The sequence below is a fragment of the Joostella atrarenae genome (assembly GCF_021764745.1).
GTDB lineage: Bacteria > Bacteroidota > Bacteroidia > Flavobacteriales > Flavobacteriaceae > Galbibacter > Galbibacter atrarenae.
In genome coordinates this window covers 341947-367651 of the sequence record NZ_JAETXX010000001.1, presented here as the reverse complement: position 1 = coordinate 367651, position 25705 = coordinate 341947, and the positions used below count along the sequence as shown (strand labels likewise).

Sequence of the window (25705 nt, the reverse complement as noted above, 5' to 3'; positions counted from 1 at the left end):
AATTAAAGTATAAAGCGATGCTAATTTTAATTACAAACGAGGAGAACAATAGAGAGGAATGGAAAATATGGAAAATGCTTTTTGATAGTGGTTTAGAGAGGTTACATATTCGTAAGCCTAGCATTAAAAAGGAGGAACTCAATCTATTATTAGAAAATCTTGAGGAGTGTTATCATCAGAAAATAATGTTACATGGACATCATGAATTGATTTCTGAATTTAACCTAAAAGGCATCCATTTTACTGAAAACTATAGAAAAGAGCATGAAAACGTGCAGAAATGTATTAAAAATCATCAAAATAATGGCAAGTTGGTTAGTACAGGATTTCATTCTATTGTAGCTATAGAAGAAGGTTATGACTATACTTTTTTAAGTCCAGTTTTTAACTCCATCTCTAAAGAAAACTATCAAGGGAAGGGATTTGATGCTTCTTCTTTGAAAAAAAATATAATTGCTCTTGGAGGAGTACATGCTACAAATATAGAAAGCGCCTATAACTTAGGGTATAGTGGCGTTGCTGTTTTAGGGAGTGTTTGGAATGCTAAAGACCCTTTGGAAAGCTTTAAAAGTATAAATCAGAAATATAAAAAAGTATATGGAGAATCGTCCTTATATAATTAGTGTTTCAGGATTTGATCCTTCTGGAGGCGCGGGATTATTGGCGGATATAAAAACTGCTGAAGCTATGCATGTATATGGTTTTGGAGTTTGTACTGCCAACACCATCCAAACGGAAGATAGCTTTGAGGCTTGCAATTGGGCAAGTCCATCAGTTATTTATTCTCAATTGAAAGTGTTGCTAAGTCGGTATAAAATAGAAGGGGTGAAAATTGGAATTATAGAGAATACGGATGTTTTATTGGAAGTTGTTTCTCGGATTCGGAGGTATGATGCTAAGATGCCAATAGTTTTAGATCCTGTATTAAAAGCGAGTAGTGGCTTCTCTTTCCATAATAATGATTGTGTGTTTTCGGAGGAAATTTTAGAGCAGATTACAGTGCTTACTCCAAATTATCAGGAAATAGAACGGTTGTTTAAAGACCTATCAATTAAAGATACTCTTGCTAAGCTTCAAGAGTCGACAAATGTTTTTTTAAAGGGCGGTCATCATCCTTCAGAAAAAGGAAAAGATGTATTGTATTTAAAGAATGGAAGATCAATTGACTTTTATCCTTCAGCAGTAAAAACCTATGAAAAGCATGGTAGTGGATGTGTTTTAGCTTCTGCTTTGATTAGTTTTTTGGCAAAGGGGAGTACGATAGAAAACGCTTGTAAAGAAGCAAAACGATATACAGAGAGTTTATTAGCATCTAACAGAACAAAATTAGGATATCATTTATGGAAATAGCGGCATTACATTATATATCACAAGGGGCAACGCCAGAAGACCATCTTCAGAATATAGAAAAGGTTTGTAGAGAGGGAGCAAATTGGGTACAGTTGCGATTAAAAAGTGAAGAAGCAGGAGTGCTTTATAAAACAGCAGTTTCTGCAAAAGAGATCTGTAAGGATTTTGGTGCTACATTAATAATCAATGATCATCTGGAGATTGCCAGAGAAATGAACGCAGATGGTGTGCACTTAGGAAAGGAAGACCAATGTCCACTTATTGCTAGGAAACTTCTTGGAGATAATAAAATAATTGGAGGGACGGCTAACACATTAGATGATTGTAAATTACTCATACAGAAAGGAGTGAATTATATTGGTTTGGGTCCTTATAGGTTTACCGATACGAAAAAGAAATTGAGTCCAATTCTAGGGACTGAAGGCTACAAAAAGCTTCTTTTAGGGCTTACTTCAGTAGAAAAAATGACCCCAATCATTGCAATTGGAGGGATTACCAATAATGATGTTTTAGAGTTAGTAGATATAGGAATACATGGAGTTGCTATGTCTGGGTGGCTAACAGAAAATGAGGATATAAAAGAGCGAATCCATTTTATAAGAACTACAATGGAATCCAAAAAAATAAAGAATTATGGTTAAAGAAGATATTTTAAAAATAGGTGATAGAGAATTTAACTCCCGACTTTTTGTGGGAACAGGAAAATTCTCATCATCATCAATGATGGAAAAGGCTGTTTTGGCCAGTAAAAGTGAATTGGTTACGGTAGCGTTGAAACGAGTAGATGTAAAAGATAGCGAAGATGTTATGCTGTTGAGCTTACAACATTCGAGCGTAAATTTATTACCTAACACTTCTGGAGTAAGAGACGCTAAAGAAGCTGTTTTCGCAGCAGAATTGGCAAGGGAAGCATTGGAAACGAATTGGATAAAATTAGAAATCCATCCAGACCCTAAATATTTACTTCCAGATCCTATCGAAACATTAAAAGCAGCTGAAGAATTGGTAAATAAAGGCTTTGTTGTGATGCCATACATTCATGCAGATCCAGTTTTATGCAAGCGCTTGGAAGATGTAGGAGTACAATGTGTGATGCCTTTGGGGGCGCCAATTGGAACGAATAAAGGGTTGAAAACTTTCGATTTTCTAGAAATTATTATAGCACAAAGTAATGTTCCTGTAATTGTAGATGCTGGGATTGGCGCGCCATCTCATGCTGCAGCAGCGATGGAAATGGGTGCAGATGCTGTGTTAGTAAATACTGCAATTGCCGTATCTAACAACCCGATACAAATGGCGAATGCATTTAAAAAATCTGTAGAGGCAGGAAGAGAAGCGTACATAGCTAATCTTGCTCCAATAAAAACCAAGGCCGAAGCTAGTAGTCCGTTAACCAGTTTTTTATATGACTAATTTTAAAGATATATTCTTACAATACTCTTGGGATGAGGTGCTGCAAAGCATAATGGAAAAAGGCAGTAATGATGTGCTAAGAGCAATTGAGAGTCCAAAAAGAGATTTAGAAGATTTTAAGGCATTAATTTCTCCTGCTGCAAGCAATTATATTGAAGAAATGGCAGTGGAAAGTAATAAAATAACAAAGAAGCGATTTGGAAATACTATGCAGCTTTTTGCTCCGATGTACTTGAGTAATGAGTGTCAAAATATATGCACATATTGTGGATTTAGCTTGACAAATAAAATACCCAGACGAACGCTTACTGATGATGAGATTCTAAAGGAGGTAGCCTTTATAAAGAGTAAAGGATTTGATACTATTTTATTGGTTACAGGAGAGGCAAATACTACAGTTGGAGTTTCTTATTTTAAAAATGCAATTCAATTAATTCGGAAGCATTTTTCTAATATCAGTATAGAAGTTCAGCCTTTAGACGAAGATGAATACAAGCTTTTGTCAGAACATGGATTGTATGGAGTTTTAGTATATCAAGAAACCTATCATCAAGAAGAGTATAAAAAACACCATCCGAAGGGAAAGAAGTCTAATTTTTTCTATCGCTTAGAAACTCCCGATAGATTGGGGAGAGCTGGAGTTCATAAAATAGGATTAGGAGCTTTATTTGGTTTAGAAGATTGGAGAGCCGATAGTTATTTTACAGCGTTACATTTAGCTTACCTTAAAAAGACATATTGGAAGACGAAGTATTCCATCTCCTTTCCTAGGTTGCGACCTTTTTCAGGAGGTTTAGACCCTAAAGTAGAAATGACAGATCGCGATTTAGTGCAAACTATTTGTGCTTACAGATTGTTGGATGAAGATCTGGAATTAACAATTTCTACGAGAGAAAGCGAAGTTTTTAGGAATAATGCTTCCCATCTTGGAATTACTTCTATGAGCGCAGAATCTAAAACTAATCCTGGAGGTTATGTAGTAGATCCACAATCTTTAGATCAATTTGAGATTTCCGATGAGCGCTCTACTGAAGAAGTTGTGGGAATGCTTAGAAATAAAGGTGTGGATGTTGTTTGGAAAGATTGGGAGAATTTTTGGTAATAAAAGATGCAATAACCCTTATTGTTGTTTTAGGGTTCAATACTTCTGATTAACTTTAAGAGTTCCTTAAAATTTAGAATTATGGATGTTGAAATGATACGTGATTATTGTCTCTCTAAGAAGCAGGTTACAGAGGGTTTTCCTTTTGATGATAATACATTGGTATTTAAAGTAGCGGGGAAAATGTTTGCACTTTGCGATATCAGTAGTTGGGAGTCGGGAGCTAACGGGATAAATTTAAAGTGTGATCCTGAATGGGCTTTGGAGTTACGAGATGAGTATGAAAATATAAAGCCAGGTTTTCATATGAATAAAGTGCATTGGAATACTGTTACTTATGATGCAACAGAAATGACTCCTTCCTTTTTAATGAAATTAATAGATCATTCTTATGAGCTGGTCGTAAAAGGATTGCCAAAAAAAGTTCGAGATTCGATAGTGTAAGATGTTTACCTTAAAAATACTAACTTGGGAACTTTTCAAGATTCCTTCATAGGAAAAGCGATAATAAACCTATTCTGATATGATTTTTAAGAAATACTCTTTATTGTTTATACTCACTTCTACAGCATTCCAATTTTCATGTAAAACAGAAAATACAACTGATAATTCTGAAGCACTAGCAAGTGTTATTCAAACGGTAGAAGATTTTAAATTATACGACAGAAAGGATCATCCTTTAGGAAGGTATGAAAAGGAATTATTTAAAAAAGATGCAGAGTTTGCCAGTGAACAATTAGATAAGTTAAAGCAAATACCTTTAGAGAGTTTATCAGAAACGGAACAAATCTCATGGGAATTACTGCGGTTTTCTCTCCAGAATAGAATTGATAAAGTCACTTTTGAAATGTATCTAAATCCTATTCAAGCAGACCAAGGATTTCATTTAGACTTAAATTATCGTATAAAACCGATATTAAATTACGAAGATGCAAAGAATTATTTAGCTATTTTAAATGATATCCCACATTTTGTAGATCAGAAGATTGTTTTAATTAGAGAAGGAATTGACAAAGGGATGGCGCAGCCAAAGGTCATTTTTAAAGGATATGAATCTTCTTATAACGATCATATTGTTGAAGATCCAATATTGAGTCCTTTTTATAGTCCTTTTGAAAAGCTTCCAGGAATCCTAACAGATGCTCAAAAGGATTCTGTTTTATTGGCTGCTAAAAAAGCGATAAGAGAAAGTGTTGTTCCTGCCTTTAAAAAAATTAAAGTATTTGTAGAAAGCGAATACCTTCCAAATACAAGAGCTAAAATAGGTGTTTCGGAAACGCCTAATGGGAAAGAATTTTATCAAAATAGAATTAACTATTACACAACCTCCACAGAATATACTGCTGATGAGATTCATGAAATAGGCTTAAAAGAAGTAGCTCGAATTAAGAGCGAAATGAAAAAAATAATTGAAAAAGTAGGTTTTGAAGGGAGTTTTCAAGATTTTCTGGAGTTTTTAAGAACAGATAAGCAGTTTTATGCCACTTCAGGACGTGAATTATTAATGGTAGCTAGAGATATTGCAAAACGGATTGATGCGGAGCTTCCTAAATATTTTAATACGCTACCAAGAAAACCATATGGTGTTATTAAAGTTCCAGATGCTATGGCGCCAAAGTACACTGCTGGACGCTACGCAGGAAGTTTAAATAAAACCACACCAGGTTATTATCTTGTAAATACTTATAATTTGGAGAGTCGGCCGTTGTATAATCTACCAGCTTTAACTGCTCATGAGGCAGTACCAGGACATCATTTACAAGGATCCTTAAATAATGAATTAGGAGATAGCATCCCACAATTTAGACGAAACTTATATTTATCAGCTTATGGAGAAGGGTGGGCGCTTTATACAGAATCTCTAGCAGACGAAATGGGAATTTATACTACTCCGTACGAGGAGTTTGGGAAACTTACATACGAAATGTGGCGTGCTTGCCGATTGGTTGTAGATACTGGAATTCATGCTAAAGGCTGGACAAGAGATGAAGTATTGGATTATATGAGGTCTAATACTGCACTTTCTGAACATGAAATTAACACAGAAACAGACCGATATATAGGCTGGCCAGGTCAGGCGATTTCTTATAAAATAGGAGAGCTTAAGATTCGAGAATTAAGGGAAAAGGCTGAGAAAGCATTGGGAGCAGATTTTGATATTAGGGAGTTTCATGAAGTTATTTTAGCGCAAGGTACAGTTACGCTCCCAATTTTGGAGCGTAATGTAAATCGTTACTTAAAAAGTAAGGGTGTTTAATTTTTAAAATATTTTTTAGAGACTACCTTGTTTTTAACCATCCAGTAATGCTGTAACGTTCTGCTGCAAGAACAGGTTTTACCTCGTGTTCTAAAACCTGACTCTCAAAAATAACAACTCGGCCAGGTAAAGGATAGATGTTTTTTGTGATTTCTTGATTGTTTTCCGTTTTGTAAATAGTTAACTCTCCACCATTATCATTCTTCCATAAATCATCATTTAGATAGCAAACAAATGAGAGCTTACGACGGTTGTCATTCTGAAAAGTATCCAAATGACGTTTGTAAAAAGTGCCTTTTGGGTACACTGCGTAGTGGAACTCTTTGTGGAGAATTCCTAAAAAGCATGTTTCATTTAAATAGCTAACAAGGTTATTTATTTTCGAGAAGAATAGCTGTTCGCTCGGGTCATTTTTCTTTTCGTCGATCCATAAAACAAAATCTCCACGAATGGCATTTATAATTTTTTCCTCAAACTTATTACCTATAGCAGCTTTTTTAAAGTTGTCTTCTTCGTATTTTTCAAGTAGAGAGTCTCTAAGTAAGGTTACTTCTTCTGGAGAAAAGAAATCATCAATAATACTATATTGTTGTTCTATAAGATCTGTAATAATATTCTCATACAACGGATTTTCAACGAAATCCAATTGATCAAACAATTCCTTCATTCACTAAATTTAAAAAGCTGGCAAATGTAGTTTTTAATTCTTTTGAATGAGCAATTATTTTACGGAATGTAATTGTGTGTAATTGCCTGTTATGAAGTTAATTGATGTGATTTTATGGTTTCTATAATTTATCTGATAGAATGGAATTCAAAAAAAATACCCCAAGAGTTTTAAAACTCTTGGGGTATTTTTTAAAAAGAGGTATATTCTTACTTCACTTTAATTACAAAATAGTTTTTCTTACCACGTTGTAGTAATACAAACTTATCGTTAATAAGGTCAGAACTTTTAATTATATAGTCTTCTTTTACTTTTTCTTTATTTACAGAAATAGAGTTTTCTTTTAGCGCTCTTCTAGCTTCTCCGTTAGATTTTAAGAAACCTGTATTTACAGCTAAAGCAGCAATAACATCTAATCCGTTTTCAATTTCTTGACGTTCAATATCCGCTTGAGGAACACCTTCAAAAATATCTAAAAATGTCTTTTCATTAAGCGATCTTAAGTCGTCTGTTGTTCCTCCAAATAAAATATTAGATGCTTTAACAGCATTTTCATATTCTTCATGAGAGTGAACAAAAGTTGTTACTTCTTGTGCTAAGCGTTTTTGTAATAAACGCATATGTGGAGCTTCTTTGTGCTCTGTAATAAGTGCATCAATTGTAGCTTTATCTAAAAATGTAAAAATCTTAATATATTTTTCAGCATCTTCATCAGAAGTATTCAACCAAAATTGGTAGAATTTATATGGAGATGTTTTATCGGCATCTAGCCATACATTTCCTCCTTCAGATTTACCAAATTTAGAACCATCAGCTTTAGTAATAAGCGGGCATGTAAGAGCGAAAGCTTTTGCAGGCTCGTCTCCGTCAGCGTCAACATTCATACGTCTCACTAATTCTGTTCCTGTGGTGATATTTCCCCATTGGTCGCTACCACCCATTTGTAGCATACAACCGTACTCTTTATGTAAATGGTAAAAATCGTATCCTTGAATTAACTGGTATGTAAATTCAGTAAAAGACATTCCAACACCAGAATCGGCACTAAGACGTTTTTTTACAGAATCTTTAGACATCATGTAATTAACAGTAATTCTTTTTCCTACGTCTCTCGCGAATTCGATAAAAGAAAAATCTTTCATCCAATCGTAATTATTAACAAGAATTGGAGCATTTTCAGTAGTAGCATTAAAATCAAGGTATTTTGATAGCACACCTTTAATTCCTGCAACATTTTTTGCCAGCGTAGCTTCGTCTAGTAAGTTACGTTCGTCAGATTTTCCAGAAGGATCTCCAATCATTCCTGTAGCACCTCCAATTAATGCAATAGGTTTATGACCAGATTTATATAGATGAACAAGAATAATTATAGGCACCAAGCTACCAATATGTAGGGAATCCGACGTAGGGTCGAAACCTATATATGTTGGCGTCATTTCTTTACTTAATTGCTCCTCAGTTCCTGGCATCATATCATGTACCATTCCTCTCCAACGTAGTTCTTCTACTAAATTTGTAGTCATTTCTATTGTTTTTTAGACAGCTGCAAAGATAGAATAATAGATTTATATGAGGAACTCTTTGTTGCTGGAATCCTTATATAGGCGCAATGATAAGCGGATATTTATATGTTATGGATGTGTTGTTACTTTTTGAGAGTAGTTTTTTCTTTAATCTTTTCAGGAATGAAATCGGTTTCTAGCGCTTTATAGTCTAATTTCCAACCAATGGCTTGAACCATATTCTCAATCATAAGAACTGCATCTAGCGCTTCTTTTTTTGCGGTTTCTATCAATCCGCTTTCAGGGATTTTTTTCAAAATATGCTCTTTGGCCTCACTGTTTAAAGTAGAAAGATCTTCAGTTTTAAACCAATTAAAAAGGCCTTCTTTTATATCATAATATTTTACATCTGGTTCTATACTTAGTACTTCAGGTTGTGGAAATGCAGTAAGAATTATTTTTTTTGAACTCGGGTCGGCATGCATTTCTATTTTCTTTAGATCGAAGCCAATATTTACCTTCGCATTTATTACTAGCAATGCTTTTTTCTTGCTGCTGATAAGTTTCATAAAATGTTCGCGGACATTCTCATATTGATAAATTTCCGCAAACTCCCCTTCTACTGTTACTAGTTTGTATACGTTTCTAATTTTCTCTAAAAGTATTACAGATTGCTTTTCTGTACTTTCTGAAGATTTACGTTTCCATAATATTGAAACCAGCCAATAAGTACCAAGAATCCCTAATAGCAGTCCTAATAATATTTGGATAATATCACTCATATTTTCCTAAATGTGTGTTGTTAAAATTGTCTTTAAATTTTAGTCCATAGCCCAGCATTCTATCAAAAGAAGCATGAGAGAAAATTAATAACCCGATAAATTGAAGGATTTCATTTTTTAAAATAATCCCTGTAAGATATAGAATTATTGCAATTCCTTTATGGTGCAATAGGTTGTATGTTATGGCGCCTAATTTAGAATCTTTTAAGTAACCTAGCATTCCAATATCTGGAGTGAGAAATAAGATTAAAAACCACCACCAATCTATGGATAGCTTGCTAAAAAGAAAAGTTCCTAGTAGGAGCATGCAAAACTCTTCTATTCTTAAACTACTTTTCATGAATTCGCTATTTTATATAAAATAGGTTTGCTAGGGGAAGCATCGTTTACAAAAGGAGCTATCTGTAGGTTTAAAATATAGCTACCATCTGAAATTGAATTCGGTACAAAAATAAACTCTGTAATTGTAGCATCCAATCTAATGTTATTATTATAATCCCAAAAACTTTTATGAGCTAATAATTCTCCGTCGTCTTTTTCTTTGTCTACAGAAGGTAAATCTATTAAAAGGTGATTAATTCCAGATTCTCTTATAAAGATAGCGGTTTCTTCTAAAAGATAAGGCGGGTTTGTATGCGAATATTGTTTAGTAAGTTTGGTGTTGGTATTGGGTAGAGTCCTAATAATTAAAGCCTCCGTTGTAGTATCTTTCAGTTTAGACTCTAGGTGTTTTTTTGTGATTACCATGTCATTTCCCCTTTGTTCTGGAGAAATAGTTATCAATTCAGCTATAAAGAAGAACTGTTTTAAAACATCATTTATATTATAGAGCTCTCTGGTAATATGGCCAACGCATTCTGTATGCGTACCGTGTGCGTGAGGGTTAAAAAATATGTTATTAAAATTGGTAGAGGCACCTGCTTTAATGCTCCCAGTAAAATCTCCGTCTTTAACTGGCGTTATTTTTGGGGCAGGAATATACCATGCATTTGGGTTCGAAACATCTCCCTTTAAAGGAATAGAAATATCTAAAGGTTTAGAGAAGTCAACTTCGTATGTTTTATTGTTGTATTTTATGATTGTTTTCATGCAATTTATTGAATCACTCTAAATTTAACATAAAAAGATCGGATGCAATTCCATCAGCTAGAAATTTTCCTTTTTTTGTAGTTTTAAGAACTGTTTTATTTTTTTCTGAAGTAAAAATTAGCAAGTCTCTAGTAGTATGTTTTTCAGCTTGCTCGAAGATGTATTTCTTAAAATCCTCACCGAATTCTTCCTGAATTTTATCTATAGAAACTCCCCAAGAAGTTCTTAAGCCCGTCATAACAGCTTCATTATATCTATCGATGGGGGTTAATGTTTCTATTTCGCTTGGTAGCATGCTTTCAGTAATGCTTTTAATATACTTAGTGTTATTGTTAATGTTCCAACTTCTATTTTTGCCATTAAAACTATGAGCAGAAGGACCAATGCCAAGGTATTTTTTTCCGAGCCAATAAGCGGTATTGTTTTTACTGAAAAAGCCTTTTTTCCCGAAGTTAGAAAGCTCGTAATGCTCAAAATTATTCTTCTCTAAAGTGTCTACTAATACATCAAAATGTTGTTGCGCTAAGGCGTCGTCTACATCTTCTATAATACCTTTTTCTATAAACTTTGCTAATGCTGTTTTGGGCTCTACTGTAAGTGCATAGCTGGAGATATGAGGAATGTTGTAATCTAAAGCTGTTTGGATATTTTCTTTCCAGCGCGCTATAGACATCTGTTGGATTCCATAAATAAGGTCGATAGAAATATTTGCAAAATATCGGGTAGCAAGATCTAGACTCTCTTTAGCTTCTTTAGCATTATGAGCACGATTCATTAGTTTTAAATCCTCTTCAAAGAAAGATTGTATTCCAATACTTAAGCGGTTTATTGGAGTTTGCGAAAATGCAATTATTTTTTCTTTGTCAAGATCATCGGGATTAGCTTCTAGCGTTATTTCTGGCTTTTCACTTATTTCATAATGATTGTATGCTGTGTCTATTAAAAAATTAATTTCTTCAACTGATAAAACGCTAGGAGTACCTCCGCCAAAATAAATAGTTTCTATAGGCTCATCGATTTCTGACTTCCGAAGAATCATTTCTTGAGCAAGCGCATTTATAAGTTCCGATTTCTTTTTCAGAGAAGTAGAAAAATGAAAATCGCAATAGTGGCAAGCCTGCTTGCAAAAGGGGATGTGAATGTAAATTCCAGCCATATTACAAAAGTATCACTTTGTAGTTAGAATCCCTCTATTTGAAGCATCAGTATATAAAAGGAGTAGTTTTGACGTTCTATTTATTTGCTATTAACTACATTTTTCAATTGTTACTTTCACGGATTTACTAATGGGCGTATAGCTTTTATCTGCAAACTGATTGTGTGGAATTAGAACATTAGTTTCAGGAAAATAAGCTGCCAAGTTGCCTTTCGGTATTTTATAAGGGATCACAAGAAATTGTCTAGCAATTCGTGTAACGCCATCATAATTACTTATAAGGTTTACTTTATCGAGTTTTTTAAGCTGAAATTTTCCCATATCATTTTCATTAATCATAACAATACGTCTTTCATTATAAATCCCTCGATAGCGATCATTGAGTCCGTAAATAGTAGTGTTAAATTGATCATGAGATCTAATACTCATCAATAAAAACTCATTTTCTGATAATTCGTGAGAAGGTAAATTACAATTGCTAAACTGTGCTTTTCCCTGCGGAAGCTTACTAAAATCTAACTCTCGAACATTGTTAGGCAAGTAGTAGCCTGTGCCTTCACTCTTTTTAGAAACTTTATTAAAACTAGGAATTACAGCACCCATTTTCTCACGAATAAGATCGTAATTTTCACTTAAATCAGACCAATTTACAGAGTGATTACCATTAAAATATGCATTAGCAATCCCTCCTACAATTTCAGGTTCACTTTTTAAGTTTGTAGAAGATGGAGGGAGAATTCCTTTTGTACGATGAACTTTACCCATGCTATTCTCTACAGTAAGAAATCTAATCGTATTATCTTTTTTATCCTGCTCAGAGCGTCCCAATGTAGGGAGAATTAATGCTCTTTTACCAGGGATTAAGTGAGATCTATTCAGTTTGGTACTTATATGCACAGTAAGGTTACATTTCTGCAATGCGTTTGCTGTGTATTCTGTGTCGGAAGCTGCAGAAACAAAGTTTCCTCCAAGAGCAATAAACACTTTTGCTTTATTTTCATGCATAGCTTCGATGGCCTTTACGGTATCATAACCTTCTTCTTGCGGAGCGGAGAAATTAAAAACCTTTTTGATGTTATTATTTAACTCCTTATCTACAAAATGCATAATTCCAACAGAGCGATCACCTTGTACATTACTGTGTCCGCGAACGGGGCATGTACCAGCGCCAGGTTTTCCTAAACTACCTTTTAGAAGCAATAGATTTACGCATTCTTTAATGTTTTCAACACCATTTTTATGCTGTGTAAGTCCCATTGCCCAACAAACAATAATTTTCTTCTTTTTTGCTAATAGAGCTACAGTTTGGTTTATTAAACTCTCTTTTACGCCACAACGTTTTAAAAGTTCTTCTTCTGAAAATTGATTTAAATGCGCTAAGAAAGATTCGTAACCAGCAGTATATTTATTAATAAAATCATGATCAAAAACAGGCTCTGAAGTATCTAGTAAAGCAAGCTTCTTCATGATAAGTTTTAAGAGCGCAACATCTTCATTTATTTTCACAGGAAGATGAATATCCGTAAGGGCAGTTCCAGAAAATAGGAGCCCGTTTACTTCCTGTGGATTTTTAAACCTTGTTAATCCGGCCTCTTCTAAAGGGTTAATACTTACTACATGTCCGCCGTTATTTTTACATTTTTCTAGAGCAGAAAGCATTCTAGGGTGATTTGTGCCTGGATTCTGACCGATTACCATAACCACTTCTGCATCTTCAAAATCTTCAAGCTTTACAGAGCCCTTACCTATTCCCAGTGTTTCTACTAATGCTACTCCGCTAGATTCATGACACATATTGGAGCAATCTGGCATATTATTAGTGCCAAAAGCTCTAGCAAATAGGCCATATAAAAATGCCGCTTCATTACTTGATCTTCCAGAAGTGTAAAAAACAGCTTCATTTGGAGAATTCAGTTTTTTTAATTCTTCAGCAATAACATTAAAACTCTCCTCCCATGAAATTGGCTTATAGTGTGTGCAGTTTTCCTCTAAAATCATAGGAGTTTCTATACGCCCGCTTTTTCCAATTTCAAAATCCGACCATTTGGAGAGTTCTTCAAGAGAATATTTTTCAAAAAAATTGATATCCACTTGTTTAAGAGTTGCCTCTTCTGCTAAGGCTTTTGCGCCATTCTCACAGTATTCTCCTAATTTTGAAGGCTTTTCTGGATCTGGCCATGCGCAACCTGGGCAATCAAAACCATCTTTCTGATTCATATGTGAAAGTGTAGGTAGCGATCTGGAGACTCCCATTTCTTTAAAAGTATGCTGTAATGCGACTTTTACAGCTTTAAAACCAGCAGCATAAACTTCGGGTGTTTTTAATTTTATTCCAGTGAATTTTATGTCACCTTCAAAAGAGACCTTTCTATTGTTTTCTTGTGCCATGATGTTGTGAAGATATAATTTCTGAAAACACAAAGTTACTATTATTATACTAAAAGGGGTGCGTTTAGTAACCTATAAGGGGTCTCTTGTATTGAAGTAGTGTATTGTAAATAGTAAAAGCCCGGTATAAACCAGGCTTTCCATCGAAAAAAACATCTCTTTTTTCTTAACTAATATAGTGTAGTAGTTGGGGGGTGAGATGAATCATCACTTATTCGGTAAAATATTATATGATCAATTGTTGTTGAAGGAGCGTGTAAATATACGACATATTAACTATTATATTCATAATTAATAGTAAAACTATAGAATATTTAACATTATTATGTTTTTTTGAAATTTTCAATAAATAATTTATTTTCAGTTTTTTACACAAAAAGAAGTGTTTGATATTGATATCAAAAGAGAAATAGCGTATATTTGCACCCGCTTAAGCCATATGGCGAGCGAAACATAATTAATAATGGGGTCGAGTACCCCGCAAATTAATGGATTATGCCAGTAAAAATTAGATTACAAAGACACGGTAAAAAAGGAAAACCTTTTTATTGGGTTGTAGCGGCTGATGCTCGCGCAAAAAGAGATGGTAAATTTCTTGAAAAATTAGGAACTTACAATCCAAACACAAATCCAGCTCAAATTGACTTGGATGTAGATGGTTCTGTAAAATGGCTTCAGAATGGTGCACAGCCAACTGATACTGCTAGAAGAATTTTATCTTACAAAGGTGTTTTATTAAAGCACCACCTTTTAGGAGGTGTAGCTAAAGGAGCTTTAACAGCAGAGCAAGCAGAAGAGAAATTCAATGCTTGGGTTGAAGATAAAGCTGGAATAGTAGAGGCTAAGCAAAGTGACTTAGACAAAGCTAAAGAAGAGGCTAAAGCTAAAGCATTAGAAGCTGAAAAAGCAATTAATGAGAAGCGTATTGCAGATGCTAAAGCAGAAGCTCCAGCTGAAGAAGAAGTAGCTGAAGAAGCTGCTCCTGAAGCGGAAGCAGAGGCTCCAGCAGCTGATGCACAAGAAGAAAATAAAGCAGACGCTTAATATATTTCCATGAGAAAAGAAGAATGCTTCTATCTCGGAAAAATAGTTAAAAAGTACGGCTTTAAGGGTGAAGTATTGGCAAAGCTCGATACTGATGAACCTGAACTTTACAAAGATTTGGAATCAGTATTTATTGCCCATGGCAATAATCTGGTTCCTTTTTTTATAGAGAAATCTTCCTTGCATAAATCGCAGCTCTTAAGAATGCGATTAGAGGATGTAGATACAGAAGCCGAAGCAGATTCTATTTTGAAGAGTGAACTCTATTTGCCTTTAGAGTTCTTGCCTAAATTAACTGGAGATAAGTTTTATTTCCATGAGATTATTGGTTTTACAATGAAAGATGTGAAGTATGGTACTGTAGGGACCATTGTTTCCGTTAATGATAATACTGCCCAAGCACTTTTTGAGGTAGAAAATGAAGGTAGACAAATTTTGATTCCAATGAACGATGAGTTTATTGAAAAAATAGATCGAGAAAACAATGAAGTGGTCGTAAAAACTCCCGAGGGACTTATTGACCTATATCTATAAATTCTCTATAATATATTAAAAATGTCTACGAAGCCTTTTAAATTTAAAGAGTTTACTGTTCAGCAAGACCGTTGCGCTATGAAAATAGGAACGGATGGAGTGCTATTAGGAGCATGGACGTCTTTAAAAGGTAGTCCTTTTTCTGTTCTAGATATAGGAGCAGGAACCGGATTAATTGCATTGATGATAGCGCAAAGGAGTAATGCCGAATTAATTGATGCAATAGAAATAGACGATGATGCTTATGAGCAATGTGTAGGTAATTTTGAAACTTCTCCATGGGGAGATCGTTTGTTTTGTTATCATGCAGGTTTTGATGAGTTCGTTGAGGAGATTGAGGATAAATATGATTTGATAATTTCCAATCCTCCTTTTTATACAGAAGACTTTACAAGCCAAGATAATCAAAGAGAAAAAGCACGATCTAATTTTTCACTCCCTTTTGAAGATTTATTAAAAGGAGTGTCTCTTCTATTATCTCCTAGTGGAGTTTTTAGTATCATTATTCCATATAAAGAAGAAGTTAGTTTTTTAGAATTGGCTTCAAAAAACAACCTTTTTCCTAATCGAGTATTACGAGTTAAAGGAAATCCCACTTCAGAAATTAAAAGATCTCTTATAGAATTGTCCTTTTTAGAATCAGACTGTAATTATGCAGAACTGATTATAGAAAAAGAAAGACATAAGTATACCACAGACTATATAGAGCTTACCACAGACTTTTATTTAAAAATGTAGGCTTCTACATATGGTTTTATGAAATTTTTTAGCTTCATATTTTATATATTTCATAAAATACTACGCTTGATTTTGTAAGAATATTATATTTTTTGTAATATAGCATTGAATTTAATCGTTTTATTGATTTTAAAACATAGGGGTATTTTTACTTCTATTTTTTTTAAAAAACACTACTAAAACGTTTTACTATGATTTTAGTGTTATTTTTTAGTTCGTTAAAAACGATTTAGTGCAAGTTTAATTATTAACTAACTGTAATTTATGAAAGCTAATTTATTTAAAAGGCTTGTTTTGCCAATAGCATTTTTATGCTTTGGTATTACGCAAGCGCAAACGGTTTCTGGAACTGTTTCAGATGAAAATGGTCCATTGCCTGGAGCCAATGTTTTAGTAAAAGGTACTTCAAATGGAACACAAACCGACTTTGATGGTAACTATGAGTTAAATGATGTACCTGATAATGCTATTTTAGTCTTTAGTTTTATCAGTTTTAAAACTAAAGAGGTGGCAGTAGACGGACAATCTTCTGTTGATATTACATTGCAACCTGATACACAGGCTTTAGATGAAGTTGTTGTGATAGGTTATGGAACTCAAAGAAAATCTGACTTAACAGGTTCTGTATCAACAATAAATAGTGAGTCTATCCAAGAGATTCCAACGACTAATCCGGAGCAGGCATTGGCTGGTAAAGCAGCGGGGGTTAATGTTTCTTCAAACTCTGGTAGGCCAGGAGGAAATACAAATGTAAGAATTAGAGGTAATAACTCTATTAATGCAAATAATTCGCCATTATATGTAGTAGATGGAGTTATTGGAGCATGACCTATTAATTATTTAAATCCCAATGATATTAAATCAATGGAGGTTTTGAAGGATGCTTCTGCAACCGCAATTTATGGAGCAAGAGGTGCTAATGGAGTGATCATTGTAACAACTAAGAGAGGTTCTAAAACTGGAGGTCAAGTAAGCTTTGATTCTTTTATTAGTATTGGTGAGATGGTAAGAAAGCTAGATGTTTTAAATTCTGAAGAGTTTTTGCAAGTAGAAATGAATTCTTATAACAATGCGCAAAAGTATGATCCAGTTGGTTGGGCGAATGGGAAGTATGAAAACCCAATGAATTATCGTGATGATTCTAATTTATTTGATGCTAATGGAAATCCATTATATGATACAGACTGGCAAGAAGAAGCAACTAGAACTGCTATAACTCAAAATCATAATCTTTCGTTTACTGGAGGGAATGAAAAGACATCTTATGGATTGTATTTAAATCATTCTGATCAGGAAGGAGTTCTTTTAGAATCATATTTAAAAAGATATTCTGGGAGATTAGTATTAGATGGTCAGGTTAAAGACTGGCTAAAAGTAGGTGGTAGCTTTACATTTAATCATATAGAAGAAAATAGAGTTGATGGAGGTGTAGGTGGTTTAACAGCCTTAAGAATGATGGTTGAGACACTTCCTATTGTTCCTGTGAAATATCCAAATGGAGATTATGGTACAAACGCTGATTACCCAAATATGGAAGGAGGAGAAAACCCTGTAAACATACTTTTAAACCGTACTAACATTCTAAAAACACAATCCTTTTTAGGAGATGTTTATGCTAATATTGATATTACTAAAAATCTTCAATTAAGAAGTAGTATTGGAGCGAATATTAATAATATCCAAGATGATTTTTACTCAGGAAGAGAATTAAATAACCTAAGTGCAAATTTTCAAGGGGAAGCAACTATAAGAAATACGAGAACAAATTATTGGCAATTTGAAAACTATCTAACTTATGACTATGAATTCAACGAGAATCATAGAATTAATGCCTTAGCTGGACTTAGTTGGCAACAATATGACTATTTTTATAGCTATGCTGGAAGTAGAGGTTTTACAGATGATTTTTATCAATTTAATAATTTAGAAGTAGGAGCAAATCCACTTACACCTGATTCAGATACATACCAATGGACACTTAATTCTTTCTTTGGAAGAATAAACTATAGTTTAATGAATAAATATTTATTCACTGTTACTGGGCGTTTAGATGGTTCTTCAAAATTTGGGGAAGAGAATAAAAGAGCTTTTTTCCCTTCAGCAGCATTTGCGTGGAAAGTTTCAGAAGAAGACTTTTTAAAAGATAGTGAAACTATTTCCAATCTTAAATTCAGAACAAGTTATGGAGAAACTGGAAATTCAGAAATCGGAGTTTATCAGTCTTTAGCTAGTTTGGGCTCTAATACAGCAATTTTAGGAGGAGAAAGGTATCCAGGTGTAGGTATTGGGACTTTAGCAAATCCTAATCTAAAATGGGAAAAAACAGCGCAATTTGATGCTGGTGTCGAATTGGGTATGTTTAATAATAGAATAGAATTAGAAGCAGATGTTTATTACAAAAAGACAACAGACATGCTATTGAATGCACCAGTTCCAACTTCTAGTGGTTACTCTAATATTTATTCTAATATAGGGAGTATGCAGAATAAAGGTTTGGAGTTAACGCTAAACACTGTTAATATCAGTTCTGAAGACTTTTCATGGACTACAACATTCAATATTTCATTTAATAAGAATGAAATATTGGCTTTGGGAGAAGAGGATGATGATATTTTCCCTGGCCCAGGCTTTTTATCCGACACTAATATTTTAAGAGTAGGAGAATCTGTAGGATCTTTTTACGGTTTAGTTCGAGAAGGAACTTGGGGGAGCGATGAGGCTGATGAGGCTGCTATCTATGGTCTTTTACCTGGAGATATTAAGCATGCAGATTTAAATGAAGATGGGCAAATAAATGCTGCCGATAGAAAAATAATAGGAAGTGGATATCCTAAAGGGTTTGGTGCATTGTTTAATACATTTAGATATAAAAACTTAGATCTTACATTAGATCTTCAGTTCTCATATGGTAATGATGTTTTGAATTTGTCTAGACACTCTGGAGAAGATAGAACAGGGCAAGCAAATAGTTATGCAACTGTTTTAGATGGATGGACACCAGACAATCAAAATACAATGATTGCTCAAAACAGACCGTCTAGTGCTTACTATAGATCTACTATTGATTCAAGAATGGTAGAAGATGCTTCCTTTATTAGAGGTAGAAACTTAATCTTAGGTTATAACTTCTCTCAAGATATTTTAGATAAATTTAAACTGAAAAGATTAAGATTATACGCATCCGTACAAAACTTCTTTTTGGCAACAGATTATACTGGTTATGATCCTGAAGTAAGTACATATGGTGATGCGTTTGCACAAGGAATCACATTTTTTGACTACCCTAAACCTCGAACATTTACTTTGGGGTTAAACCTTACTTTTTAAACTTATAAATTGATAGCAATGAAAATTTCAAAAAAAATATATATCAACGCTCTCCTATGTTTAGTTTTAGTAGGAGTAAGTAGTTGTTCAGATTTTTTAGCTGAAGAAAATGAATCTGAATATACTCAAGACAATTACTTTCAAACTAGAGAACAAGCGGAGTCGGCAATAAATACTCTATATGCTTCATTGAGGTTTGTTAGTGATGGTTCTGGTACCTATGGAGAAAGTCCATTTATGATGCTAGAATTTGCAACAGGTCTGTGCAATACAGAGGTTGGACAAAGCCAATTTAACAATGCATATAGAAACCTAACAGCAAACTCAGAAGATGCTTATGTTTTAAACTGGTGGCAGAATTCATATAGAGCCATAGCAAATGCAAACCTGGCAATTGCTCGTATCCCAGAAGTAGATATGGCGCAATCTGATAAGGACAACCTTATTGGTCAGGCTAAGTTTGTTAGAGCTTTTTATTACTTTCATTTAGTAAGGTTGTTTGGAGATGTGCCTTTAATTTTAGAACCTGTAGACGCATCATCTGAGTTACTTTATCCAGCAAGAAGTCCGCAGCAGGAGGTTTATAATGCAATTGTTGCAGACCTCAAAGATGTAGAAAACTCTGGAATTCCTTTTACAGATGAGTCAGGAAGAGTAGGTCTAGGAGCTGCAAAAACATTATTGTCTAGTGTGTATCTTACTATGGCGGGTTATCCATTACAGGCAGGGGATAATTATTATAAGTTAGCTGCAGATAAAGCAAAAGAGGTAATAGATAGTAAGAAATATAGTCTTTTTGATGATTATGATAATTTACATGACCCAAATATTAATAACACGGGAGAGATTATTTTTCAGAATCAATATTTAGTAGGATTTGCTACAAGTGGTTTAACATCATGGATGTTACCAAGATCTAGAGGGATTTCTCAATTTTCTGATGAATATGGAGCGCTGTATCCAACTCAAGATTTTATAGATGCACATGAAGCAGGTGATAAACGTTTAGAAGAACAAGAGTTTTACTTTACAGAGTACCCTTCTATTGATGACCCGAATGAAATAGTTGATTTTAGCGCTACATATATATATAAATATTTTGATGAAGATGCAGTTTTAAGAACGGCGCAAAGTAGCCTTGGTTGGAAGTTCTTTAGATATGCTGAAGTTTTATTAACATATGCAGAAGCAGGATTCGAAGCTTATGGAGCAACTAAAGATGTACTTGCTGCTATAAATGAAGTTAGAGATAGAGCTAATTTACCATTATATGACGCAAGTATTACACAGGAAGATATTTGGAAAGAACGTTTTTATGAACTTTCGTTCGAAAATAAATATTGGTTTGACATGGCAAGAAGAAGAAAAGCTTTAAACCTTACCACTGGAAGTTTTGAAAATTTTGTAGGGCATCAATTTTCATATGGACCTACGCTTACAGAAAAGTATTTGTTATTTCCAATTCCGCAAAGGGAAATTAATAACAATAAAGAGTTGACACAGAATCCAGATTGGTAAAAATGTTTTCTATTATCAATTAGTTAGTTTGATTTCTCCCTCTCTTTTTTAAGAGTGGGAGAGTCATTTTAAAGAAGATTGCTTTTATATATCCTCTATTAAATTTTAATAAAAACCACATAATAGTGGAAACAACCTAAGTTACATTTTATATGAGATTTTTACTCCTTACCTCACTATTCTTTGCTTGTTCAGTCGCTTTTGGACAAACAAAGCAAATAGCTTCAATTGAGAATCCAATTGATTATGTCAAGCCCTTAATGGGAACCGACTCAAAACCAAGTATGTCTAATGGTAATGTATATCCAGCTATTGCAATGCCTTGGGGAATGAATTTTTGGACACCTCAAACTGGTAAAATGGGGAATGGTTGGGCATATGAATACGATGCAGATAAACTCCGAGGTTTTAAACAAACACATCAGCCATCACCTTGGATGAACGACTATGGGCAATTTGCTATCATGCCAATTACTGGAAAGTTAGTTTTTAATGAAGACGATCGTGCAAGTTGGTTTTCTCATAAAGCCGAAACCGTAAAGCCTCATTATTATAGTGTTTATTTGGCAGATCACAATGTTACCACAGAGATTACACCAACAGAGAGAGCTGCTCGCTTTAGATTTACTTTTCCAGAAACCGATAGTGCTTATATTGTAATCGATGCATTAGATAAAGGATCATATGTAAAATTACTTCCGAAGGAAAATAAAATAATAGGTTATACTACTAAAAATAGCGGTGGTGTACCTGACAATTTTAAAAATTATTTTGTTATTGAATTTGATACGCCTTTTGTTAGTACAAATACTTTCAGCAACAATAAACTTCAAGATGTTTTAGAAAATGAAGCAGATCATGTTGGTGCCGTTGTTGGATTTAAAACCAAAAAAGGACAACAGGTAAATGCCAAAGTAGCGTCTTCTTTTATAAGTATTGAACAAGCTGAAATTAATTTAAAAGAAATTGGGAATAATGATTTTGATGCTTTAAAAGAAGCAGGAAGAAATATATGGAATAAAGAATTAAATAGAATTAAAGTAGAAGGCGGAACTATAGATCAGTTTGAGACTTTCTATTCTTGCTTATACCGTTCTCTTCTTTTTCCAAGAAAGTTTTTTGAATACGATAAAGATGGAAACGTAGTTCATTATAGTCCATACAATGGTAAGGTCTTGCCTGGATACATGTTTACGGACACAGGTTTTTGGGATACCTTCCGATCTCTATTTCCTTTCTTAAATTTAATGTATCCTGAGTTAAATGTTCAAATGCAAGAAGGTTTGGCAAATGCTTACAAAGAAAGTGGATGGCTGCCAGAATGGGCAAGTCCAGGACTTAGAAGTGTTATGGTTGGAAATAACTCCGCTTCTGTAGTTGCAGATGCTTATCTTAAAAATAAAGATGCTAATTACGACATAGAGACACTTTATGAAGCTGTTATTCATGGAGCAAATAATGCAGGGCCGCTTACTGCTGTTGGGCGTGCTGGAGCAGAATATTATAAAGACTTAGGTTATGTTCCTTACGATGTAGATATTAATGAAAATGCAGCCCGTACATTAGAATATGCTTATGATGATTTTGCAATTTACCAGCTAGCAAAAGCCTTAGACAGACCTAAAAAAGAAATAAAACTTTATAAAGAAAGAAGTTTAAACTATAAAAATCTATTCGATAAGGAAACCAATTTAATGCGTGGTAAAAATAAAGAGGGTAAATTCATGGAGCCATTTAATCCATTTAAATGGGGAGATGCTTTTACTGAGGGTAATAGTTGGCATTATACATGGTCTGTTTTTCATGATATCCAAGGACTTATGGATTTAATGGGAGGGAAAGATAGTTTTACAGCAAAACTAGACGAAGTATTTACTTTACCACCAATTTTTGATGAAAGCTATTATGGAGGTGTTATCCACGAAATTCGAGAAATGCAAATAGCAAACATGGGGCAATATGCACATGGGAATCAACCTATTCAACACATGATTTATTTGTATAATTATGCTTCTCAACCATGGAAAACTCAGTATTGGGTTCGTGAAACAATGGATAGAATGTATATGCCTACGCCAGACGGTTATTGTGGTGATGAAGATAACGGACAAACATCAGCTTGGTACGTGTTTTCTGCAATGGGATTTTATCCAGTTTGTCCAGCAACGGATGAATATGTTTTAGGTGCCCCACTATTTAAAAAGCTTACTGTTGAATTACAAAATGGTAAAAAAGTTATAATTGATGCCCCTAATAATAGTGACAAGAATAGGTATGTGGATCAAATGAGTTTCAACGGGCAGAATTATAGCAAAAACTTTATCAGTCATAAAGCTTTAATGGAAGGAGCTAAGATTGATTTTGAAATGAGTAGCACGCCTAATAAGAATAGAGGAACAGAAAAATCAGATGCTCCATATTCTTTATCAAATGAATAAAATGTAAATTGTTTAAGAGAGATTATGATAAAACCTCCTAAATTTATATATGAATGTACGTTAAAGTTTGCTGTTTTTTTCTCAGCATTAATGTTTGTGACGTGTAATCAGAAGAAAGGAGTCGCTAATGAGTCAGCTTCTAATCATACTGATGATTTCCAAAATTTAGTCCAGTATGTAGATCCAATGATTGGAACTGCCAAAATGGGACATACATACCCAGGTGCTACGGCTCCATTTGGGAGTGTACAACTAAGTCCAGATACGGATACCATTCCTTATGAGTTAGATGGGCATTATAATCCAGATGTATATAAATATTGCGCAGGATATCAATATGATGATACAACTATTGTTGGTTTTAGTCATACACATTTTAGCGGTACAGGACATTCAGATTTAGGTGATTTTTTAATCATGCCTACTGTAGGCGAGCTTCAAATGAATCCAGGAACAGAATCTAATCCAGACACTGGGTATCGTTCACGATTTTCTCATAAAAATGAGCATGCAGAAGCTGGTTATTATAGCGTTCAGCTAGAAGATTATAATATTAAAGCTGAATTAACTGCGACTACACGTGTAGGGATGCATCAGTATACGTTTCCAAAATCGGAAGCATCTCATATTATTTTAGATCTAACATCGGGAATTTATAATTATAAGGAGAAAAATGTATGGACCTTTGTTCGTGTAGAAAACGATACGCTAGTTACTGGTTACAGACAAACTAATGGTTGGGCAAGAACACGTAAAGTTTATTTTGCGATGGCTTTTAGTAAGCCAATCACTAAATATGGTCAAGAAAATTATGACAATAATGTTTACAAGGGCTTTTGGAGAAAGTTTGACCAAAACACTAACTTTCCAGAAATGGCGGGAGAAAATTTAAAAGCATATTTTGATTTTAATACTTCTGAAGGTGAAAAGGTGAAAATTAAGTTTGCTATTTCTCCTGTGAGTACAAAAGGGGCTATTAATAATATGAATGTAGAGATTCCTCATTGGGATTTTGAAAAAGTCAAGGAGGAAACACAAAATTCATGGAATTCTGAACTGAATAAGGTTCAATTGGATCCTATAAATCAAGATGAAATGGTAAATTTCTATACGGCAATGTATCATGCTTTTCTTGGTCCAACAGTTTATATGGATGTTGATGGTAAATATCGTGGTTTAGACATGAATATTCATCAAGCTGAGAATTTTACAAATTACACTAGTTTTTCTTTATGGGATACATACAGAGCATTACATCCATTATTCAATGTATTGCAACCTAAGAGAAATTCAGACATGATTAATTCTATGGTTTCGCATTATAATCAAAGTGTACATGGAATGCTTCCAGTTTGGTCTCATTATGCCAATGAGAATTGGTGTATGATTGGATATCACAGTGTTTCTGTAATTGCTGATGCTATTGTAAAAGGTAATACAGGTTTTGATGCTGAAGCTGCACTTATGGCAAGTGTTCATACAGCAAAGGTTCCTTATTACGATGGCTTAGAATATTATATGGAAAAAGGATATGTTCCAGAAGATAAAAATGGTTCTTCTGTTTCTAAAACGCTAGAGTATGCTTATGATGATTGGGCAATTGCGCAGGCAGCAAAGAAACTAGGGAAGGATGATATTTATAACGAATTTAGTGAACGTGCTGAGAATTATAAAAATGTATATGATGAGAAAAGCGGGTTTATGCGTCCTAAATTAGACGACGGAAGCTTTAAAAAGGATTTTGATCCATTAAATACTCATGGGCAAGGTTTTATTGAAGGTAACTCGTGGAATTATAGTTTGTATGTCCCACACGCGCCAAATAAGATGATTGAAATGATGGGAGGAAAGGAAGTCTTTTCGCAGCATTTAGATTCGCTTTTTTCTATGGATCTACCAGATAAATATTTTGAAAATACGGAAGATATTTCCCGTGAAGGAATAATTGGTAATTATGTTCATGGAAATGAACCTTCTCACCATGTAGTGTACTTGTATAATTGGACAGATACTCCATGGAAATCTCAAGATAAAATTAGGATGATATTAAAAGCAATGTACCAACCTAAAGCTGATGGTTTAGGTGGGAATGATGATTTTGGACAAATGAGTGCTTGGTATATTTTTAGTACTTTAGGGTTTTATCCAGTTGCACCAGGCTCAGATGTATATGCATTAGGAAGCCCTGCGATGAAAAGCGCTACTGTGAATCTTGAAAATGGTAATAAATTTAAAGTGGTTGTTAATAATCAATCCGAAGAAAATGTATTTGTCGATAAAGTTTTATTAAATGGTAAAGAATTAAAGGAACCATTTATAAAGCATGACGATATTATAAAAGGAGGCGAGTTAAACTTTTATATGAGTAATCGCCCAAATAAAATCCTTTACAATAAATAA

General features: G+C 34.0%; 22 protein-coding genes. 15 read left to right on the top strand and 7 right to left on the bottom strand.

What is annotated here, in order from left to right; translation table 11 throughout:
* The first annotated feature begins 17 nt into the window (after positions 1 to 17).
* From JM658_RS01530 to JM658_RS01500, 7 genes are all read left to right on the top strand, one after another.
* Complete coding sequence (locus JM658_RS01530) at positions 18 to 623, top strand: thiamine phosphate synthase (RefSeq protein WP_236957463.1); 606 nt, start codon at positions 18 to 20, stop codon at positions 621 to 623.
* Positions 598 to 1350, top strand: a complete 753-nt coding sequence (locus JM658_RS01525) for a hydroxymethylpyrimidine/phosphomethylpyrimidine kinase (protein WP_236957462.1) — start codon at positions 598 to 600, stop codon at positions 1348 to 1350. The genes JM658_RS01530 and JM658_RS01525 overlap by 26 nt, the downstream gene beginning before the upstream one ends.
* Entirely contained in the window at positions 1341 to 1991 is a 651-nt protein-coding gene (gene thiE, locus JM658_RS01520; RefSeq protein ID WP_236957461.1) for a thiamine phosphate synthase, read from the top strand. Before JM658_RS01525 ends, thiE begins: the two co-directional genes overlap by 10 nt.
* Positions 1984 to 2763: a thiazole synthase gene (locus tag JM658_RS01515; protein ID WP_262911710.1), complete on the top strand. Its 780-nt coding sequence runs from the start codon at positions 1984 to 1986 to the stop codon at positions 2761 to 2763. Before thiE ends, JM658_RS01515 begins: the two co-directional genes overlap by 8 nt.
* Positions 2756 to 3865 (top strand): 2-iminoacetate synthase ThiH, encoded by a 1110-nt coding sequence (gene thiH, locus JM658_RS01510; RefSeq protein WP_236957460.1) that lies wholly within the window; start codon positions 2756 to 2758, stop codon positions 3863 to 3865. Before JM658_RS01515 ends, thiH begins: the two co-directional genes overlap by 8 nt.
* 81 nt (positions 3866 to 3946) lie before the next feature.
* Positions 3947 to 4309: an MmcQ/YjbR family DNA-binding protein gene (locus JM658_RS01505; protein WP_236957459.1), complete on the top strand. Its 363-nt coding sequence runs from the start codon at positions 3947 to 3949 to the stop codon at positions 4307 to 4309.
* Positions 4310 to 4388: 79 nt separating this feature from the next.
* Positions 4389 to 6122 (top strand): DUF885 domain-containing protein, encoded by a 1734-nt coding sequence (locus JM658_RS01500; protein WP_236957458.1) that lies wholly within the window; start codon positions 4389 to 4391, stop codon positions 6120 to 6122.
* A 22-nt stretch (positions 6123 to 6144) separates the two neighbouring features.
* Here JM658_RS01500 and JM658_RS01495 read toward each other — a convergent pair whose 3' ends face one another.
* The 7 genes from JM658_RS01495 to JM658_RS01465 form a co-directional block, all read right to left on the bottom strand.
* The gene (locus tag JM658_RS01495; protein WP_236957457.1) at positions 6145 to 6789 is read right to left on the bottom strand and encodes a 2OG-Fe(II) oxygenase; all 645 of its coding nucleotides are present in this window, start codon (positions 6787 to 6789) and stop codon (positions 6145 to 6147) included.
* Between the two features lie 209 nt (positions 6790 to 6998).
* Positions 6999 to 8312 (bottom strand): tyrosine--tRNA ligase, encoded by a 1314-nt coding sequence (gene tyrS, locus JM658_RS01490; RefSeq protein WP_236957456.1) that lies wholly within the window; start codon positions 8310 to 8312, stop codon positions 6999 to 7001.
* 122 nt (positions 8313 to 8434) lie between these two features.
* Complete coding sequence (locus JM658_RS01485; RefSeq protein ID WP_236957455.1) at positions 8435 to 9073, bottom strand: DUF4230 domain-containing protein; 639 nt, start codon at positions 9071 to 9073, stop codon at positions 8435 to 8437.
* Positions 9066 to 9413, bottom strand: a complete 348-nt coding sequence (locus JM658_RS01480; protein WP_236957454.1) for a DUF4260 domain-containing protein — start codon at positions 9411 to 9413, stop codon at positions 9066 to 9068. The genes JM658_RS01485 and JM658_RS01480 overlap by 8 nt, the downstream gene beginning before the upstream one ends.
* On the bottom strand, positions 9410 to 10162 hold the full coding sequence (locus JM658_RS01475) for a cyclase family protein (protein ID WP_236957453.1): 753 nt from the start codon (positions 10160 to 10162) through the stop codon (positions 9410 to 9412). The genes JM658_RS01480 and JM658_RS01475 overlap by 4 nt, the downstream gene beginning before the upstream one ends.
* A gap of 13 nt (positions 10163 to 10175) precedes the next feature.
* Positions 10176 to 11318 carry a radical SAM family heme chaperone HemW gene (gene hemW / locus JM658_RS01470; protein WP_236957452.1) on the bottom strand — a complete coding sequence of 381 codons (1143 nt, stop codon included), beginning with the start codon at positions 11316 to 11318 and terminating at the stop codon, positions 10176 to 10178.
* Between the two features lie 90 nt (positions 11319 to 11408).
* On the bottom strand, positions 11409 to 13706 hold the full coding sequence (locus JM658_RS01465) for an FdhF/YdeP family oxidoreductase (protein WP_236957451.1): 2298 nt from the start codon (positions 13704 to 13706) through the stop codon (positions 11409 to 11411).
* Positions 13707 to 14201: 495 nt separating this feature from the next.
* Here JM658_RS01465 and JM658_RS01460 point away from each other — a divergent pair, with 495 nt between their 5' ends.
* The 8 genes from JM658_RS01460 to JM658_RS01425 all read left to right on the top strand — a co-directional run bounded on the left by JM658_RS01460 (position 14202) and on the right by JM658_RS01425 (position 25705).
* On the top strand, positions 14202 to 14750 hold the full coding sequence (locus JM658_RS01460) for a 30S ribosomal protein S16 (RefSeq protein WP_236957450.1): 549 nt from the start codon (positions 14202 to 14204) through the stop codon (positions 14748 to 14750).
* A gap of 9 nt (positions 14751 to 14759) precedes the next feature.
* Positions 14760 to 15284, top strand: coding sequence for a ribosome maturation factor RimM (gene rimM / locus JM658_RS01455; RefSeq protein ID WP_236957449.1), 525 nt, complete (start codon positions 14760 to 14762; stop codon positions 15282 to 15284).
* A gap of 21 nt (positions 15285 to 15305) precedes the next feature.
* Entirely contained in the window at positions 15306 to 16022 is a 717-nt protein-coding gene (locus JM658_RS01450; RefSeq protein ID WP_236957448.1) for a tRNA1(Val) (adenine(37)-N6)-methyltransferase, read from the top strand.
* A gap of 264 nt (positions 16023 to 16286) precedes the next feature.
* Positions 16287 to 16850 (top strand): carboxypeptidase-like regulatory domain-containing protein, encoded by a 564-nt coding sequence (locus JM658_RS17240; RefSeq protein WP_394800456.1) that lies wholly within the window; start codon positions 16287 to 16289, stop codon positions 16848 to 16850.
* A 3-nt stretch (positions 16851 to 16853) separates the two neighbouring features.
* Positions 16854 to 19349, top strand: a complete 2496-nt coding sequence (locus JM658_RS01440; protein WP_394800462.1) for a SusC/RagA family TonB-linked outer membrane protein — start codon at positions 16854 to 16856, stop codon at positions 19347 to 19349.
* Positions 19350 to 19367: 18 nt separating this feature from the next.
* Positions 19368 to 20867 (top strand): RagB/SusD family nutrient uptake outer membrane protein, encoded by a 1500-nt coding sequence (locus JM658_RS01435; RefSeq protein ID WP_236957447.1) that lies wholly within the window; start codon positions 19368 to 19370, stop codon positions 20865 to 20867.
* A 152-nt stretch (positions 20868 to 21019) separates the two neighbouring features.
* Positions 21020 to 23305 (top strand): GH92 family glycosyl hydrolase, encoded by a 2286-nt coding sequence (locus tag JM658_RS01430; RefSeq protein ID WP_236957446.1) that lies wholly within the window; start codon positions 21020 to 21022, stop codon positions 23303 to 23305.
* A 24-nt stretch (positions 23306 to 23329) separates the two neighbouring features.
* The gene (locus JM658_RS01425) at positions 23330 to 25705 is read left to right on the top strand and encodes a GH92 family glycosyl hydrolase (RefSeq protein ID WP_236957445.1); all 2376 of its coding nucleotides are present in this window, start codon (positions 23330 to 23332) and stop codon (positions 25703 to 25705) included.

What these genes read in the sequence shown, in the direction of transcription:
- JM658_RS01530 (WP_236957463.1), top strand. Translation starts at nt 18, where the DNA reads ATGCTAATTTTAATTACAAACGAGGAGAACAATAGAGAGGAATGGAAA.
- JM658_RS01525 (WP_236957462.1), top strand. Translation starts at nt 598, where the DNA reads ATGGAGAATCGTCCTTATATAATTAGTGTTTCAGGATTTGATCCTTCT.
- thiE (WP_236957461.1), top strand. Translation starts at nt 1,341, where the DNA reads ATGGAAATAGCGGCATTACATTATATATCACAAGGGGCAACGCCAGAA.
- JM658_RS01515 (WP_262911710.1), top strand. Translation starts at nt 1,984, where the DNA reads ATGGTTAAAGAAGATATTTTAAAAATAGGTGATAGAGAATTTAACTCC.
- thiH (WP_236957460.1), top strand. Translation starts at nt 2,756, where the DNA reads ATGACTAATTTTAAAGATATATTCTTACAATACTCTTGGGATGAGGTG.
- JM658_RS01505 (WP_236957459.1), top strand. Translation starts at nt 3,947, where the DNA reads ATGGATGTTGAAATGATACGTGATTATTGTCTCTCTAAGAAGCAGGTT.
- JM658_RS01500 (WP_236957458.1), top strand. Translation starts at nt 4,389, where the DNA reads ATGATTTTTAAGAAATACTCTTTATTGTTTATACTCACTTCTACAGCA.
- JM658_RS01495 (WP_236957457.1), bottom strand. Translation starts at nt 6,789, where the DNA reads ATGAAGGAATTGTTTGATCAATTGGATTTCGTTGAAAATCCGTTGTAT.
- tyrS (WP_236957456.1), bottom strand. Translation starts at nt 8,312, where the DNA reads ATGACTACAAATTTAGTAGAAGAACTACGTTGGAGAGGAATGGTACAT.
- JM658_RS01485 (WP_236957455.1), bottom strand. Translation starts at nt 9,073, where the DNA reads ATGAGTGATATTATCCAAATATTATTAGGACTGCTATTAGGGATTCTT.
- JM658_RS01480 (WP_236957454.1), bottom strand. Translation starts at nt 9,413, where the DNA reads ATGAAAAGTAGTTTAAGAATAGAAGAGTTTTGCATGCTCCTACTAGGA.
- JM658_RS01475 (WP_236957453.1), bottom strand. Translation starts at nt 10,162, where the DNA reads ATGAAAACAATCATAAAATACAACAATAAAACATACGAAGTTGACTTC.
- hemW (WP_236957452.1), bottom strand. Translation starts at nt 11,318, where the DNA reads ATGGCTGGAATTTACATTCACATCCCCTTTTGCAAGCAGGCTTGCCAC.
- JM658_RS01465 (WP_236957451.1), bottom strand. Translation starts at nt 13,706, where the DNA reads ATGGCACAAGAAAACAATAGAAAGGTCTCTTTTGAAGGTGACATAAAA.
- JM658_RS01460 (WP_236957450.1), top strand. Translation starts at nt 14,202, where the DNA reads ATGCCAGTAAAAATTAGATTACAAAGACACGGTAAAAAAGGAAAACCT.
- rimM (WP_236957449.1), top strand. Translation starts at nt 14,760, where the DNA reads ATGAGAAAAGAAGAATGCTTCTATCTCGGAAAAATAGTTAAAAAGTAC.
- JM658_RS01450 (WP_236957448.1), top strand. Translation starts at nt 15,306, where the DNA reads ATGTCTACGAAGCCTTTTAAATTTAAAGAGTTTACTGTTCAGCAAGAC.
- JM658_RS17240 (WP_394800456.1), top strand. Translation starts at nt 16,287, where the DNA reads ATGAAAGCTAATTTATTTAAAAGGCTTGTTTTGCCAATAGCATTTTTA.
- JM658_RS01435 (WP_236957447.1), top strand. Translation starts at nt 19,368, where the DNA reads ATGAAAATTTCAAAAAAAATATATATCAACGCTCTCCTATGTTTAGTT.
- JM658_RS01430 (WP_236957446.1), top strand. Translation starts at nt 21,020, where the DNA reads ATGAGATTTTTACTCCTTACCTCACTATTCTTTGCTTGTTCAGTCGCT.
- JM658_RS01425 (WP_236957445.1), top strand. Translation starts at nt 23,330, where the DNA reads ATGATAAAACCTCCTAAATTTATATATGAATGTACGTTAAAGTTTGCT.